Here is a 14,506-nt window from a genome sequence, read left to right as displayed (position 1 = left end):
GGCGCCCATCCGGCGGCCCGCCCGATCCTTACCCCATCCGTCCCAGGCGGAACGTCACTCGGGGCCGCGTCTTGTCCGCTACACCCGGAGGGATGCCAGAGGCCGAATTCCCTTTGCGCTCCTCTTCTGTCCGGGATCTCCGATGAAACTGCAATCCGCCTCCGCGCCCCTCACGTCGCGCCCCCTGGGCCGTAGCGACTACAAGACCCTGTCGCTGTCCGCCCTGGGTGGCGCCCTGGAGTTCTACGACTTCGTCATCTTCGTCTTCTTCGCTGCGGTGGTGGGGAAACTGTTCTTCCCCGCCGACATGCCCGAATGGCTGCGGCAGCTGCAGACCTTCGGCATCTTCGCCGCCGGCTACCTGGCGCGCCCTCTGGGCGGCATCGTCATGGCCCACTTCGGTGACCTGCTCGGGCGCAAGAAGATGTTCACCCTGAGCATCTTCATGATGGCCCTGCCCACCCTGGGCATGGGCCTGATGCCCACCTACGCCCAGATCGGCGTAGGTGGGCCCATCCTGCTGCTGGTGCTGCGCATCATCCAGGGCGCGGCCATCGGTGGCGAGGTACCCGGCGCCTGGGTGTTCGTCTCCGAACACGTCCCCGGCAAGCACGTCGGCTATGCCTGCGGCACCCTCACCGCCGGCCTCACCTTCGGCATCCTGCTCGGCTCGCTGATGGCGACCCTGATCAATACCGTCTTCACCCCGTTGGAAGTGGCCGACTACGCCTGGCGCCTACCCTTCCTGGTAGGCGGTATCTTCGGCCTGTTCTCGGTCTACCTGCGCCGCTGGCTGCACGAGACGCCGGTGTTCGCCGAGCTGGCGATCCACAAGTCCTTGGCCGAGGAGGTGCCGCTCAAGGCCGTGCTGCGCGACCACCCCGGCAGCGTGGTGCTGTCCATGCTGCTGACCTGGATGCTCACTGCCGGCATCGTCGTGGTCATCCTCATGACCCCGACCCTGCTGCAGACCCAGTACGGCTTCTCCGCCGCCCTGGCGCTCAAGGCCAACAGCCTGGCGATCGTCTTCCTGACCCTCGGTTGCATCCTCTCCGGCGCCCTGTCCGATCGCTTCGGCAGCGGCCCGGTGTTCATCGTCGGCGGTCTGCTGCTGGCGGTGGCCAGTTGGGCGCTCTATGCGGGGCTGAAGACTCATCCGGAGTGGCTGTTCCCGCTCTATGCCTTCGCCGGTGCCGCGGTGGGCGTGATCGGTGGGGTACCGCGGGTGATGGTGCTGGCCTTCCCGCCCAAGGTGCGCTTCTCGGGACTGTCGTTCTCCTACAACGTCGCCTACGCCATCTTCGGCGGGCTGACGCCCATGGTCGTCACCCTGATGCTCAAGCAGCACCCGCTGGGCCCGGCCTGGTACGTCACGGGCCTGGCCCTGCTGGGGGTCGGCATCGGCTTCTATCTGCTCGGTCGCGAACGCCGCGCTGCTGCCCTGGCCACTGCCTGATCGCGACGCCCAGGCCGCCGGTCGTGGCGGCCTGGGCGACCTCGGCATCGCCAAAAACGTCATCCCCACAGACGTCTCGCCTCGCGAGGACTAGGCTCGAAGCGCTACAGCCAGTCCAACAATAAGAGCGAGGTGCAACATGTCCGGTAATCGTGGCGTCGTCTATCTGGGGGCGGGCAAGGTCGAGGTGCAGACCATCCCCTATCCCAAGATGGAAACCCCGCAAGGCAAGCGTATCGACCACGGCGTCATCCTGCGCGTGGTCTCCACCAACATCTGCGGCTCCGACCAGCACATGGTGCGCGGCCGGACCACCGCGCCCGAAGGCCTGGTGCTCGGCCATGAGATCACCGGCGAGGTGATCGAAGCGGGCCGCGATGTCGAAACCCTCAAGGTAGGCGACCTGGTCTCGGTCCCGTTCAACGTGGCCTGCGGTCGCTGCCGTACCTGCAAGGAGCAGGACACCGGCGTCTGCCTGACCGTCAACCCCTCCCGCGCCGGCGGTGCCTACGGCTACGTCGACATGGGTGGCTGGGTCGGCGGCCAGGCGGAGTACGTGCTGGTCCCCTATGCCGACTTCAACCTGCTGAAACTGCCGAATCGCGACGCGGCCATGGAGAAGATCCGTGACCTGACCTGCCTGTCCGACATCCTGCCCACCGGCTACCACGGAGCCGTCACCGCCGGCGTCGGCCCGGGCACCAGCGTCTACGTGGCCGGTGCCGGTCCCGTCGGCCTGGCCGCCGCGGCCTCGGCCCGCCTGCTGGGCGCTGCCGTGGTCATCGTCGGCGACGTCAATCCGGTGCGCCTGGCCCATGCCAAGGCCCAGGGCTTCGAGATCGCCGACCTGTCCCAGGACACCCCGCTGCACGAGCAGATCGCTGCGCTGCTGGGTACTCCGGAGGTGGATTGCGCCGTCGACGCCGTTGGCTTCGAGGCTCGCGGCCATGGTCACGAAGGCGCCAAGAGCGAGGCGCCGGCCACGGTGCTGAACTCGCTGATGGGCATCGTTCGCGTCGCCGGCAAGATCGGCATCCCCGGTCTCTACGTCACCGACGATCCGGGCGCCGTCGACGCCGCCGCCAAGCAGGGCGCCCTGAGCATCCGCTTCGGCCTGGGCTGGGCCAAGTCCCACAGCTTCCACACCGGCCAGACCCCGGTGATGAAGTACAACCGCCAGTTGATGCAGGCGATCATGTGGGATCGCATCAAGATCGCCGACATCGTCGGTGTCCAGGTGATCACCCTCGACGAGGCCCCGCGCGGCTACAGCGAATTCGATTCGGGCGTGCCGAAGAAATTCGTCATCGATCCGCACCGGTTGTTCAGCGCGGCCTAGCTATCGCACTGGGGATTTTGTCCGAGAGTGCTGGCGATTTGGCATTTCTCGGGCAAGCCGTGCAGTCGTTTGTCGCACCAGAGGGTCTACCTCCGCAGCGTCCGCCCTGGACGCTGCTTTTTCGGTGCCACACACGAGGCCAGCATGACTCCGAATGTCCTTTCGACCCTTCGCCGTATCCTTCCCTCGCTGTTCGTGGCGTCCCTGCTGTTGCTGGGCGGCAATGCCGCCCGCGCCGAGGGTGGGGTCTCCTTTCGCCTGGCCGAAGAAGGGCAGGGCTGGCTGCTGCGCGGTCCGGTCGATGTCCTCAAGTGGCCCTTCGTCTACGACCGTAGCCGTGAACGGGCGCGCAATACCCTGGTGCGCCTTGACGGCGATACCCAGGTGCGGGTGATCGAAACCCGCTCCTTCCAGCGCTGGAAGCGCGTCGAGGTGCAGCAGGATGGTCGCACCCTGCTGGGCTGGGTGGAAAGCTACAACGTGCCCGAGGCCATGCGTCTCGACTAGCCACCGGGAGCAAAAGGCCATCGCCGCCAGTCACACCTCTGACATCCATTCATTCCAGAGGAGCGACGCATGTCCGCCATCACCCGTCTCCAGCTCAACGACGGTCACCATATTCCGCAATTCGGCCTCGGCGTCTGGCAGACCCCCGCCGACGAGACCGCCCGGGTGGTCAAGACGGCCCTCGACCTGGGCTATCGCCATATCGATACCGCTGCCATCTACGGCAACGAAGAGGGCGTCGGCCAGGCCATCGCCCAAGCCGGCCTACCGCGCGACGAACTGTTCGTCACCACCAAGCTGTGGAATGCCGACCAGGGCTACGACAGCGCCCTGCGCGCCTTCGATGCCAGCCTGGCCAAGCTGGGCCTGGACCACGTCGACCTCTACCTGATCCACTGGCCGCTGCCGGAGAAGGGCCTGTTCCTCGACAGTTGGAAAGCCCTGATCGAGCTGCGCAATCAGGGCCGGGTGAAGTCCGTCGGCGTGTCCAACTTCCGCCAGGCCGACATCGAGACGCTGCTGACCGAGACCGGCGTGGTGCCGGTAGTCAACCAGATCGAATGCCATCCGCTGCTGCAACAGCAAGAGCTGCGCGACTTCAACACCTACAAGGGCATCGCCACCGAAGCCTGGAGCCCGCTGGCCCAGGGTGGCGAGCTGCTGGGCAACCCGGTATTGCAGCGCCTGGCGGCCAAGCATGGCAAGACCCCGGCCCAGGTGGTGCTGCGCTGGCACATCCAGCTCGGCAACATCATCTTTCCCAAGTCCAAGACGCCCGCGCGTATCGAAGAGAACATGCAAATCTTCGACTTCGCCCTGGACGACGAGGACCTGCGACAGATCGCCGGGCTCAACGAGGACAAGCGCCTCGGTCCGGACCCGTCCACCTTCAACGGCTGACGTTCACGAGGCGCCGCGATGAGCGGCGTCTCTGTATGCCTGGCGCGCAAGGCGCCAGTGCCTGTATGCTGCGCGGCCCTTTCGGGACGCCTCATGCCGGATCGGCATAGGGCAGGCGACAGCGGCATTAGACACGTCCGGTAACGCTCTGGCAAAAGGTGTAGCGCTTTGGCGCTCCTCGTCCTTTTCGAGCGCCGTTTCCGCAGCCTGAACGCAGACCTTCCGCTGGCATCGCATGCGCCTTGCGCATCTCGTACCGGCCCGGTGACGTTCGTCCCGAACTCAAGCAACTAGAACAAAGGTGTCGGTACATGACCAAGCCCAAGCTCAGCCTCGCCTGGCAGATCCTCATCGGCCTCGTGCTGGGGATCGCCGTCGGCGCACTGCTCAATCACTTCAGCGCCGAGAAGGCCTGGTGGATCTCGAACGTCCTCAAGCCGGCGGGTGACATCTTCATCCGGCTGATCAAGATGATCGTGGTGCCCATCGTCATCGCCACCCTGGTGGTCGGCATCGCTGGCGTCGGCGATTCCAAGAAGCTGGGCCGCATCGGGCTGAAGACCATCCTCTATTTCGAGATCGTCACCACCCTGGCCATCGTCGTCGGCCTGTTCTTCGCCGACAGCGTCCAGCCCGGTGCCGGCATCGACATGAGCACCCTGGGCACCACCGACATCTCCCAGTACCAGAAGACCACCGCGGAAGTGCAGCATGACCATGCCTTCATCGCGACCATCCTCAACCTGATCCCGTCCAACGTCTTCGCCGCCGTCGCCCGCGGCGAGATGCTGCCGATCATCTTCTTCGCCGTGATGTTCGGCCTGGGCCTGGGTGCCCTGCCGGAAGCCACCCGCGAGCCGGTGGTGCGCGTGTTCCAGGGTATCTCCGAGGCCATGTTCAAGGTCACCCACATGATCATGAACTACGCCCCCATCGGCGTCTTCGCGCTGATCGCGGTTACCGTGGCCAACTTCGGCTTCGCCTCCCTGCTGCCGCTGGCCAAGCTGGTGGTGCTGGTCTACGTCGCCATCGGCTTCTTCGCCCTCGGCGTGCTGGGCCTGGTGGCCAAGCTGTTCGGCTTCTCGATCTTCCGCATCATCCGCATCCTCAAGGACGAGCTGATCCTGGCCTATTCCACCGCCAGCTCGGAAACCGTGCTGCCGCGCATCATCGAGAAGATGGAGGCCTACGGTGCGCCGAAGTCCATCACCAGCTTCGTGGTGCCCACCGGCTACTCCTTCAACCTGGATGGCTCCACCCTCTACCAGAGCATCGCGGCACTGTTCATCGCCCAGCTCTATGGCATCGACCTGTCGCTCGGCCAGCAGCTGCTGCTGGTGTTGACCCTGATGGTCACCTCCAAGGGCATCGCCGGCGTGCCGGGCGTGTCCTTCGTGGTGCTGCTGGCCACCCTGGGCAGCGTCGGCATCCCGCTCGAAGGCCTGGCCTTCATCGCCGGCGTGGATCGCATCATGGACATGGCGCGTACCGCCCTGAACGTCATCGGCAACGCCCTGGCCGCCCTGGTCATCGCCAAGTGGGAAGGCCTCTACGACGCCGAGAAGGGCGCCGCCTACTGGGCCGCGCTGCCGCACCTGAGGAACGGCGCCGTACAGGAAGAGGTTTCACAGGTCGCCCAGAGCGAACAGCCGCGCGACGGTCTGGATCTCTCGCGCTAAACGCTCGTCCTGAAAGAAGCCCGGCCTTGCGCCGGGCTTCTTCGTTTCAGCCTTCGAGAATCGCCGCGTAGCCCTCGCGATAGCTGGGGAAGCGCGGTTCCCAGCCCAGTGCCCGGGCGCGGGCGTTGCGGCATCTCTTGCTGCCGGCGCGGCGCAGTTCGGCTGCGTCCGACCAGAAGCTGATGCCCAGGCGGGCGCGCAGCCAGTCGACCACCTCGTCCAAGGGGGCAGGATCGTCGTCCACCCCCAGGTAAAGCTCGTCCAGGGCGACGCCTTCGCGATCCCGCTGCAGCAACAGTGCCAGCAGGCCGGCGGCGTCCTCGACATGGATGCGATTGCCGTACAGCGGCGGTTGTCGAGCGGCTCGCGCGCCGGCGCGGACCTGGCGCAGCAGCGCCTCGCGTCCGGGGCCGTAGATGCCGGTCAGGCGTACCACCGTGGCGGGGATGCCACTGCCGAGTGCCAGGTCTTCCGCCTCGCGCAGGAGGCGCCCGGAAAAGCGCTGGGGTTCGGCCGGTGCGGTCTCGTCGATCCAGGCACCGTCCTGCTGGGCATAGACGCCGCTGCTGGAGACGAACAGCAGCCGCTGCGGATGCTGTCCGCAGGCGCTCAGCCAGCCCAGCAGGTGCCGCAGGCCGTCGACGTAGGCAGCGCGGTAGCCGGCTTCGTCGTGGTCGGTGGCCGCGGTGGCATAGACTACCTGGTCGAGGGGTTCCCGCGGCCAGGCGGACGGTGGCCTGGCGTCGGCGAGATCGCCCGCGACCGGCAGCAGCTCGGCGGGGAGGGCGGCAACGTTGCGTCTGAGGCCGTAGACCCGGTGGCCCTGGGCGACCAGTTGCAGGCCGAGGCGGCTGCCGACATCGCCGCAGCCGGCGATCAGGATGGTGCTCATCGGTGTTTCCTTCCTCTGGTTCTGTACGAAAAGTCGCCGAGCGAAGGTCAGGCGAGGCGAAACGACCAACGGGAGTAACAGCCAAAGGCTGGCCCGGAGGGTGAGCGTTAGCGAATCAAAAGGCTGAGGAAGCGGAGTTTACGAACGGTAAATGAGCATTCCGAGGCCTTTTTCAACGAAGCATTACCGAGCGCAGGCACTTTTCGTACAGAACCTGGAAAAGGCCTGGACGAATGGCCAGGGTAGCCCGAGCGTGACCGGGGTCCAACCGGATAGGCCGGCTGCGCACCCGTCGCGCTTGGCCGTTGATAGAGACAGCCGCTAAGATTGGCCGGCAACCCATGGAATTTGACTATGACCCTGACTGAACTGCGCTATATCGTCACGCTCGCCCAGGAACAGCACTTTGGCCGAGCCGCCGAGCGTTGCCACGTCAGCCAGCCGACGCTGTCGGTGGGCGTCAAGAAGCTCGAGGACGAGCTGGGCATTCTGATCTTCGAGCGCAGCAAGAGTGCCGTGCGCCTCACCCCCACCGGCGAGGGCATCGTCGCCCAGGCGCAGAAGGTGCTGGAGCAGGCCCAGGGCATTCGCGAGCTGGCCCAGGCCGGCAAGAACCAGCTCAGTGCCCCGCTGAAGATCGGCGCCATCTATACCATCGGGCCCTATCTCTTCCCGCATCTCATCCCGCAACTCAACCGGGTGGCGCCGGAGATGCCGTTGTACATCGAGGAAAACTTCACCCATCTGCTGCGCGACAAGCTGCGCACGGGTGAGCTGGATGCCGTCATCCTCGCCTTGCCGTTCAGCGAGCCGGACGTCCTGACCCTGCCGCTGTACGACGAACCCTTCTACGTGATGATGCCGGCGCGGCACCCCTGGACCAAGCTCAAGACCATCCCGCAGAACCAGCTCAGCGACAAGAGCCTGTTGCTGCTGGGCGAGGGTCACTGCTTCCGCGACCAGGTCCTCGAAGCCTGCCCGACCGTACGCAAGCACGAGGAGAACAAGAACTCCACGGTGGAGTCCTCGTCGCTGGAGACCATTCGCCACATGGTGGCCTCGGGCCTGGGCGTCTCGGTACTGCCGTTCTCGGCGGTGGAGAGTCACCACTATGCGCCGGGGATCATCGAGGTACGACCCTTCGAGCGGCCGGTGCCCTATCGCACCGTGGCCATCGCCTGGCGCGCCAGCTTCCCGCGGCCCAAGGCCATCGAGGTGCTGGCCGATTCGGTCCGGCTGTGCTCGGTGGCGCGGCCCGAGGCCAAGGGCGTCGTACAGCCGGCATGAATGAGCTGGCCGCGACGCCGGTCACCGCCCTCAAGGGCGTCGGCGCGGCGCTGCAGGAGAAACTGGCGCGGGTGGGGCTGGAAACCCTGCAGGACGTGCTCTTCCACCTGCCGCTGCGCTACCAGGATCGCACCCGCATCGTGCCCATCGGTGCCCTGAGGCCCGGCCAGGACGCGGTGGTGGAGGGCATGGTCGCCTCCGCCGAGGTGATCATGGGCCGCCGCCGCAGCCTGCTGGTGCGGCTGCAGGACGGCAGCGGCACCCTGTCGCTGAGATTCTTCCACTTCAGCCAGGCGCAGAAGGACGGCCTCAAGCGCGGCACCCTGTTGCGTTGCTATGGCGAGGTGCGCCCCGGCGCCTCGGGGCTGGAGATCTACCACCCGGAATACCGCGCCCAGGACGAAAGCGCCCCGGCGCCGGTCGAGCAGACGCTGACGCCCATCTACCCGACCACCGAGGGCCTCACCCAGCTGCGCCTGCGCCAGCTCAGCGGCCAGGCACTGGAGCGGCTTGGGCCCGAGTCCTTGCCGGACTGGCTGCCACCGGAGATGGCCGAGCACTATCGCCTGGGTCCCCTGGCCGACGCCTTGCGCTATCTGCACCGACCACCGCCGGATGCGGACCTGGAAGAACTGGCCGAAGGTCGCCACTGGGCCCAGGAGCGGTTGGTCTTCGAAGAGTTGTTGACCCACCAGCTGTCGCTGCAGCGACTGCGCGAGACGCTGCGTGCCCAGCGTGCCGTACCCCTGCCGGCGGCCCAGCGCCTGCCCGGCCGCTACCTGGCCAACCTGGGCTTCACCCCCACTGGCGCCCAGCAGCGCGTCGGCCGCGAGATCGCCTTCGACCTGGCCCAGTCCGAGCCCATGCTGCGGCTGGTGCAGGGCGACGTGGGCGCGGGCAAGACGGTGGTCGCCGCCCTGGCCGCCCTGCAGGCCATCGAGGCCGGCTACCAGGTGGCCTTGATGGCGCCCACCGAGATCCTCGCCGAGCAGCATTTCCTCAACTTCCAGCGCTGGTTCGCCGCCCTGGACATCGAGGTGGCCTGGCTGGCCGGCAAGCTCAAGGGCAAGGCCCGCGCCGCTTCCCTGGAGCGCATCGCCGCGGGAGCGCCCATGGTGGTAGGTACCCATGCGCTGTTCCAGGACGAGGTGCGCTTCGCCCGCCTGGCGCTGGTGGTGATCGACGAACAGCACCGCTTTGGCGTGCAGCAGCGCCTGGCCCTGCGCCAGAAGGGCGTCGACGGCCGCCTGGCGCCGCACCAGCTGATAATGACCGCCACCCCCATCCCGCGCACCCTGGCCATGAGCGCCTATGCCGACCTGGACACCTCGGTGCTCGACGAACTGCCGCCAGGCCGCACCCCGGTCAATACCGTGAGCGTGACCGACAGCCGCCGCGAGGAAGTGGTGGAGCGGGTGCGCGCCGCCTGCCACGAAGGGCGCCAGGCCTACTGGGTCTGTACCCTGATCGAGGAGTCCGAGGAGCTCACCTGCCAGGCTGCCGAGACCACCTACGAGGAATTGCAGCTGGCCCTGGCCGAGTTGCGCGTGGGCCTGATCCATGGCCGCATGAAGCCGGCGGAGAAAGCCGCGGTGATGGCCGAGTTCAAGGCCGGCCACCTGCAACTGCTGGTGGCCACCACGGTGATCGAGGTAGGGGTGGACGTGCCCAACGCCAGCCTGATGATCATCGAGAATCCCGAGCGCCTGGGCCTGGCCCAGCTGCACCAGCTGCGCGGTCGGGTCGGGCGGGGCAGTGCGGTCAGCCACTGCGTGCTGCTGTTCCATCCGCCGCTGTCGCAGATCGGCCGCGAGCGTCTGGCCATCATGCGCGAGACCAACGACGGCTTCATCATCGCCGAGAAGGACCTGGAGCTGCGCGGTCCCGGCGAGATGCTCGGCACCCGCCAGACCGGACTGCTGCAATTCAAGGTGGCCGACCTGATGCGCGATGCCCATTGGCTGCCCGCCGTGCGCGATGCCGCCCAGGAGCTGCTGGCGCGCTGGCCGAGCCATGCCGGGCCACTGCTGGAGCGCTGGTTGCGCCATGGGCAGCAATACGGTCAGGTTTGACAATACCTATACAGACGGCGGTACCTACGGAGCCGAATGGTTATACTCACGGGCGCACGTGAGGATAAAAATGCCATGACCGATGTAGCGCTCGCTTCGCCCCTTCCGGAAGTTCCCCCTTCGATCCAGCAGTTGCTGACCCAGTTGGGGCTGCCCTATCGTCCGCTCCCGGTGCCGACTGCCCAGCTGCAGGCGAACCGGGTGCACACGGTACTGCTGAGCGACAGCGTCGGCATGTTGCTGGTGTTGCTGCCCCAGGACCAGTTGCTGGATCTGCGGCGCCTGGTGGAGTTCACCGGTCGCCAGCTCGAAGTGGTGGCGCCGGAGCGCCTGATGCGTACGCTGGAGCGCTACGAGCTGGACGTACTGCCGGGTCTGCCCTCGCTGACCAATTCGCCCTGCCTCTTCGATGAACGGCTGCTGGACACGCCGCAACTGCTGCTGGAGTCCGGCGAGCGTGCGCTGCTGCTGGAGGTGGAGACCGCCGACTATCGCCGGTTGCTGAGCCAGGCGACCGCCGGCCGCTTCGGCATCCCGGTCGCCGGCATCCAGCCGAACCTGCGTCATCCCGAGCGCGACGAGGCGGAAATCCTGCACGCCGCCACGGCCTTCACCGCGCGCCGCATCCGCCAGCGCCTGGAAGAGACCCTGGAAATCCCGCCGCTGTCGAAGACCGCGGAAAAGGTCATCAAGCTGCGGGTCGACCCCGACGCCACGGTGGACGAGCTGGCCAACGTGGTGGAGACCGATCCGGCGCTGGCGGCCCAGGTGATCAGCTGGGCCGCGTCGCCCTACTACGCTGCCCCCGGCAAGATCCGCTCGGTGGAAGACGCCATCGTCCGGGTGCTGGGCTTCGACCTGGTGATCAACCTGGCGCTCGGCCTGGCTCTGGGCAAGACCCTCAGCCTGCCCAGTGACCAGCCGCAGCAGGAAACGCCCTACTGGAAACAGGCCATCTATACCGCTGCCCTGATCGAGGGCCTGGCGCGCGCCATGCCGCGCGCCGAGCGCCCGGAGATGGGCCTGGCCTACCTCGGCGGCTTGCTGCACAACTTCGGCTACCTGGTGCTGGCTCATGTCTTCCCGCCGCACTTCTCGCTGATCTGCCGCCACCTGGAGTCCAATCGCCAGCTGGATCACCAGGTGATCGAGCATCACCTGCTGGGTATCACTCGCGAACAGATCGGTGCGGCCCTGATGCGCTGCTGGGAAATGCCCGAGGAGGTGGTGAGCGCCCTGCGTTTCCAGGGCGATCCTGACTATCGCGGCGCCCAGGCCGTCTATCCGAACCTGATCTTCCTCGCCGTGCAGTTGCTGCGCCGCGAGGGCATCGGCAACGACCCGGCGCAGCCGATCCCCGACGACCTCTATGCCCGCCTGAACATCGATCCGGCCAAGGCCTGGGAGTGCATGCAGAAGATCCTCGGCGCGGAAGCCGCCCTGCGCGAACTGACCGGCCAGTTCAAGTGAAGGCCGCCCGAACGCCAGACAACAAAAAACCCGCCGAGGCGGGTTTTTCGTCAAGGGACAGATCAATTACTTGATCTTGCCTTCCTTGTACATGACATGCTTGCGCACGACCGGATCGAACTTCTTGATCTCGATCTTTTCGGGCTTGGTGCGCTTGTTCTTGTCAGTGGTGTAGAAGTGACCGGTGCCGGCACTGGAAATCAAACGGATCAATTCACGCATGACGAATCCCCTTAGAATTTTTCGCCGCGGCTACGCAGCTCGGACAGGACGGTTTCGATACCGCGCTTGTCGATGATACGCATGCCCTTGGCAGAAACGCGCAGACGCACGAAGCGCTTCTCGGATTCTACCCAGAAACGGTGATGCTGCAGATTCGGCAGGAAACGACGACGGGTTTTGTTGTTAGCGTGGGAAATGTTATTCCCAGTAATCGGACCCTTACCGGTTACTTGGCAAACTCTCGACATGGCTCAGCCCTCATAAACCTCATGCCAAACCCGGCATGGGTTGGCCGCTTGTACTGTATTGATTCCTGTTTTGACGGGGAGAGCCGGCCAAAGCCGGGGACCGGAAGCGGCCATACCCCGAAAAAAGAGCGCTGTTTTATACCAGAAGCGCTCCGTGACCACAAGGTAGGGCGACGGATGAAATGCCTGGAAACAGCAGCCTGTGCGACAGGCGCCGGCATGTGGACCGCTCGTCGGTCGGAAGCATTGTGACGGACGGACGGGTGGTCTAGTGTGGTGTTTCAGAGGTTCGCGCAAGAATTGGCGAGTGATTTTTTGGTCCTGCTAGGCGCCGCGACGAGTCATAGCAGGGCTATGGCGAGGAGTGGCAACGCCGGCAGGGCCGAAAAAGCGCCGCCAGAATTGTGCAGTCAACCTCTGAAATACCGCACTAGTTTAAGACTCAGCCGAACGTCTGCCCACCCCAGGTTTACAAGGATACGTCCATGCGCTTCGCCGCCTTGCCTCTGCTCTTCGCGCCCCTGCTGGCCCAGGCCGCCACGCTCAGCGTCTGTACCGAAGCGAGTCCGGACGGTTTCGACGTGGTGCAGTACAACTCGCTCACCACCACCAACGCCTCGGCCGACGTGCTGATGAATCGCCTGGTGGAGTACGACGCCGGCGAAGGCAAGCTGGTGCCGAGCCTGGCACAGAGCTGGACGGTCTCCAGCGATGGACTTACCTACGATTTCGCCCTGCGTCCGGACGTGAAGTTCCACCAGACCGACTACTTCACCCCGAGCCGCACCCTGAATGCCGACGACGTGGTGTTCAGCTTCCAGCGCATGCTGGACAAGAACCATCCCTGGCACGCGGTGGCCAAGAGCGGCTATCCCCATGCCCAGTCGATGCAGTGGCCCAAGCTGATCAAGCGCGTGGAGAAGACCGGCGACCTGGGCGTGCGCATCGTGCTCAGCACCCCTGATGCCACCTTCCTGCCGACCCTGAGCATGGGCTTCGCGTCCATCTATTCCGCCGAGTACGCCGACCAGTTGCTCAAGGCGGGCAAGACCGCCCAGCTCAACGACGAGCCCGTGGGCACCGGCCCCTTCGTCTTCAAGCGCTACCAGAAGGATGCCGTGGTGCGCTACGCGGCCAATCCGGACTACTTCGGCGGCAAGCCCAAGCTGGACGGCCTGATCTATGCCATCACCCCGGATTCGGCGGTGCGCCTGCAGCGGCTCAAGCGTGGCGAATGCCAGATCGCCCTGTCGCCCAAGCCCCAGGACCTGCAGAGCGCCCGGGAGGACAGGAACCTGCAGGCGCTGCAGACCCCGGCCTTCATGACCGCCTTCGTTGGCATCAATACCACCCATGCGCCGCTGGACAACATCAAGGTGCGCCAGGCCATCAACCTGGCCTTCGACAAGCAGAGCTACCTCAAGGCGGTGTTCCAGGACACCGCGGTGGCCGCGGACAACGTCTATCCGCCCACGACCTGGGGCTATGCCAAGGACGTGCCGGCCTATCCCTACGATCCGGCCAAGGCCAAGGCGCTGCTGGCCCAGGCGGGCCTGAAGGACGGTTTCAAGACCACCATCTGGACGCGACCCAGCGGCAGCCTGCTCAACCCCAATCCGCAATTGGGCGCCCAGATGCTGCAGGCGGACCTGAAGAAGATCGGCGTCGATGCCCAGATCCAGGTGATCGAGTGGGGCGAGCTGATCCGCCGCGCCAAGGCCGGCGAGCACGATCTGCTGTTCATGGGCTGGGCCGGTGATAACGGTGACCCGGATAACTTCCTGACCCCGCAATTCTCCTGTGCCTCGGTGCAGTCGGGGCTCAACTTCGCCCGCTATTGCGACAAGACCCTGGATGGCGCCATCGCCAAGGGCAAGACCCTGTCCGACCAGATGGCCCGGGCTACGGTCTATCATCAGGCGCAGCGCATCATCCACGACCAGGCGCTGTGGCTGCCGCTGGCGCACCCGACGGTGACGGTGCTGACCAGAAGCGGCGTGCAGGGCTACCAGCCCAGTCCCTTCGGTCGCCAGGACTTCAGCCAGGTCAGCGGCGGACGCTGAAGGCCAGCGCGGCTCTTCTGGAGCGTGCTAGCGCCAAGGCTGGCCGTCGGTGCGCTCCACCAGCTTGACCTTCTGCTGGATGGCCGCACGGGCCATCATGTGGGCGCTCACCGGCGCGGTGATGAAGAGGAACAGGGCGATCAGCAACTCGTGCAGGCTGAGGCCATCGCCCTGGACGCTGAAGAACAGCATCGAAGCGATGATGGTACTGCCCACGCCCAGGGTGGTGGCCTTGGTCGGGCCGTGCAGGCGCATGAAGAAGTCCGGCAGCCGGTACAGGCCGATGGCGCCGATGAGGGCGAAGCCGCTGCCGATGAGCAGCAGGGCGCAGATCAGGAGTTCGAGCCAGAAGGGCATGAGGTAGCTCCTCG

At 65.9% G+C, this 14,506-nt stretch carries 13 protein-coding genes; 9 read left to right on the top strand and 4 right to left on the bottom strand.

Annotated elements, in window-relative coordinates; translation table 11 throughout:
* The first annotated feature begins 142 nt into the window (after positions 1-142).
* The 5 genes from RND78_RS07820 (at position 143) to gltP (ending at position 5,881) form a co-directional block, all read left to right on the top strand.
* Positions 143-1,456, top strand: coding sequence for an MFS transporter (locus RND78_RS07820; RefSeq protein ID WP_312727476.1), 1,314 nt, complete (start codon positions 143-145; stop codon positions 1,454-1,456).
* A 139-nt stretch (positions 1,457-1,595) separates the two neighbouring features.
* Positions 1,596-2,795, top strand: a complete 1,200-nt coding sequence (gene fdhA / locus RND78_RS07815) for a formaldehyde dehydrogenase, glutathione-independent (protein WP_059228860.1) — start codon at positions 1,596-1,598, stop codon at positions 2,793-2,795.
* 144 nt (positions 2,796-2,939) lie between these two features.
* Positions 2,940-3,302, top strand: a complete 363-nt coding sequence (locus RND78_RS07810; RefSeq protein ID WP_312727469.1) for a hypothetical protein — start codon at positions 2,940-2,942, stop codon at positions 3,300-3,302.
* Between the two features lie 69 nt (positions 3,303-3,371).
* Positions 3,372-4,202: an aldo/keto reductase gene (locus RND78_RS07805; RefSeq protein ID WP_312727467.1), complete on the top strand. Its 831-nt coding sequence runs from the start codon at positions 3,372-3,374 to the stop codon at positions 4,200-4,202.
* Between the two features lie 311 nt (positions 4,203-4,513).
* Positions 4,514-5,881, top strand: a complete 1,368-nt coding sequence (gene gltP, locus RND78_RS07800; RefSeq protein WP_312727464.1) for a glutamate/aspartate:proton symporter GltP — start codon at positions 4,514-4,516, stop codon at positions 5,879-5,881.
* A gap of 46 nt (positions 5,882-5,927) precedes the next feature.
* Here gltP and RND78_RS07795 read toward each other — a convergent pair whose 3' ends face one another.
* Complete coding sequence (locus RND78_RS07795; protein ID WP_312727461.1) at positions 5,928-6,773, bottom strand: NAD-dependent epimerase/dehydratase family protein; 846 nt, start codon at positions 6,771-6,773, stop codon at positions 5,928-5,930.
* A gap of 354 nt (positions 6,774-7,127) precedes the next feature.
* Between RND78_RS07795 and RND78_RS07790 the strand changes: the two genes are divergently transcribed.
* The 3 genes from RND78_RS07790 to RND78_RS07780 all read left to right on the top strand — a co-directional run bounded on the left by RND78_RS07790 (position 7,128) and on the right by RND78_RS07780 (position 11,602).
* Positions 7,128-8,060 (top strand): LysR substrate-binding domain-containing protein, encoded by a 933-nt coding sequence (locus RND78_RS07790; RefSeq protein ID WP_312727459.1) that lies wholly within the window; start codon positions 7,128-7,130, stop codon positions 8,058-8,060.
* Positions 8,057-10,132 carry an ATP-dependent DNA helicase RecG gene (gene recG, locus RND78_RS07785; RefSeq protein WP_312727456.1) on the top strand — a complete coding sequence of 692 codons (2,076 nt, stop codon included), beginning with the start codon at positions 8,057-8,059 and terminating at the stop codon, positions 10,130-10,132. Before RND78_RS07790 ends, recG begins: the two co-directional genes overlap by 4 nt.
* Positions 10,133-10,207: 75 nt before the next feature.
* Positions 10,208-11,602 (top strand): HDOD domain-containing protein, encoded by a 1,395-nt coding sequence (locus RND78_RS07780; protein WP_312727452.1) that lies wholly within the window; start codon positions 10,208-10,210, stop codon positions 11,600-11,602.
* Positions 11,603-11,668: 66 nt separating this feature from the next.
* On the opposite strand, the gene rpmG is transcribed toward RND78_RS07780, so the two are convergent.
* Positions 11,669-11,824, bottom strand: a complete 156-nt coding sequence (gene rpmG / locus RND78_RS07775) for a 50S ribosomal protein L33 (protein ID WP_007159904.1) — start codon at positions 11,822-11,824, stop codon at positions 11,669-11,671.
* 11 nt (positions 11,825-11,835) lie between these two features.
* Complete coding sequence (gene rpmB, locus RND78_RS07770; RefSeq protein WP_059228874.1) at positions 11,836-12,072, bottom strand: 50S ribosomal protein L28; 237 nt, start codon at positions 12,070-12,072, stop codon at positions 11,836-11,838.
* Between the two features lie 485 nt (positions 12,073-12,557).
* Here rpmB and RND78_RS07765 point away from each other — a divergent pair, with 485 nt between their 5' ends.
* The gene (locus RND78_RS07765) at positions 12,558-14,135 is read left to right on the top strand and encodes an ABC transporter substrate-binding protein (RefSeq protein ID WP_312727447.1); all 1,578 of its coding nucleotides are present in this window, start codon (positions 12,558-12,560) and stop codon (positions 14,133-14,135) included.
* Between the two features lie 27 nt (positions 14,136-14,162).
* Here RND78_RS07765 and RND78_RS07760 read toward each other — a convergent pair whose 3' ends face one another.
* Positions 14,163-14,492: a Na+/H+ antiporter subunit G gene (locus RND78_RS07760; RefSeq protein WP_312727445.1), complete on the bottom strand. Its 330-nt coding sequence runs from the start codon at positions 14,490-14,492 to the stop codon at positions 14,163-14,165.
* Positions 14,493-14,506: the final 14 nt, after the last annotated feature.

This window comes from Pseudomonas oryzihabitans (assembly GCF_032027545.1).
In the GTDB taxonomy this organism is placed as follows: domain Bacteria; phylum Pseudomonadota; class Gammaproteobacteria; order Pseudomonadales; family Pseudomonadaceae; genus Chryseomonas; species Chryseomonas oryzihabitans_F.
This window is presented reverse-complemented; position numbering and strand designations above follow the sequence as displayed.

Excerpts from the sequence above, each read along its gene's own strand:
- RND78_RS07820 (WP_312727476.1), top strand. The coding sequence starts at position 143 with ATGAAACTGCAATCCGCCTCCGCGCCCCTCACGTCGCGCCCCCTGGGC.
- fdhA (WP_059228860.1), top strand. The coding sequence starts at position 1,596 with ATGTCCGGTAATCGTGGCGTCGTCTATCTGGGGGCGGGCAAGGTCGAG.
- RND78_RS07810 (WP_312727469.1), top strand. The coding sequence starts at position 2,940 with ATGACTCCGAATGTCCTTTCGACCCTTCGCCGTATCCTTCCCTCGCTG.
- RND78_RS07805 (WP_312727467.1), top strand. The coding sequence starts at position 3,372 with ATGTCCGCCATCACCCGTCTCCAGCTCAACGACGGTCACCATATTCCG.
- gltP (WP_312727464.1), top strand. The coding sequence starts at position 4,514 with ATGACCAAGCCCAAGCTCAGCCTCGCCTGGCAGATCCTCATCGGCCTC.
- RND78_RS07795 (WP_312727461.1), bottom strand. The coding sequence starts at position 6,773 with ATGAGCACCATCCTGATCGCCGGCTGCGGCGATGTCGGCAGCCGCCTC.
- RND78_RS07790 (WP_312727459.1), top strand. The coding sequence starts at position 7,128 with ATGACCCTGACTGAACTGCGCTATATCGTCACGCTCGCCCAGGAACAG.
- recG (WP_312727456.1), top strand. The coding sequence starts at position 8,057 with ATGAATGAGCTGGCCGCGACGCCGGTCACCGCCCTCAAGGGCGTCGGC.
- RND78_RS07780 (WP_312727452.1), top strand. The coding sequence starts at position 10,208 with ATGACCGATGTAGCGCTCGCTTCGCCCCTTCCGGAAGTTCCCCCTTCG.
- rpmG (WP_007159904.1), bottom strand. The coding sequence starts at position 11,824 with ATGCGTGAATTGATCCGTTTGATTTCCAGTGCCGGCACCGGTCACTTC.
- rpmB (WP_059228874.1), bottom strand. The coding sequence starts at position 12,072 with ATGTCGAGAGTTTGCCAAGTAACCGGTAAGGGTCCGATTACTGGGAAT.
- RND78_RS07765 (WP_312727447.1), top strand. The coding sequence starts at position 12,558 with ATGCGCTTCGCCGCCTTGCCTCTGCTCTTCGCGCCCCTGCTGGCCCAG.
- RND78_RS07760 (WP_312727445.1), bottom strand. The coding sequence starts at position 14,492 with ATGCCCTTCTGGCTCGAACTCCTGATCTGCGCCCTGCTGCTCATCGGC.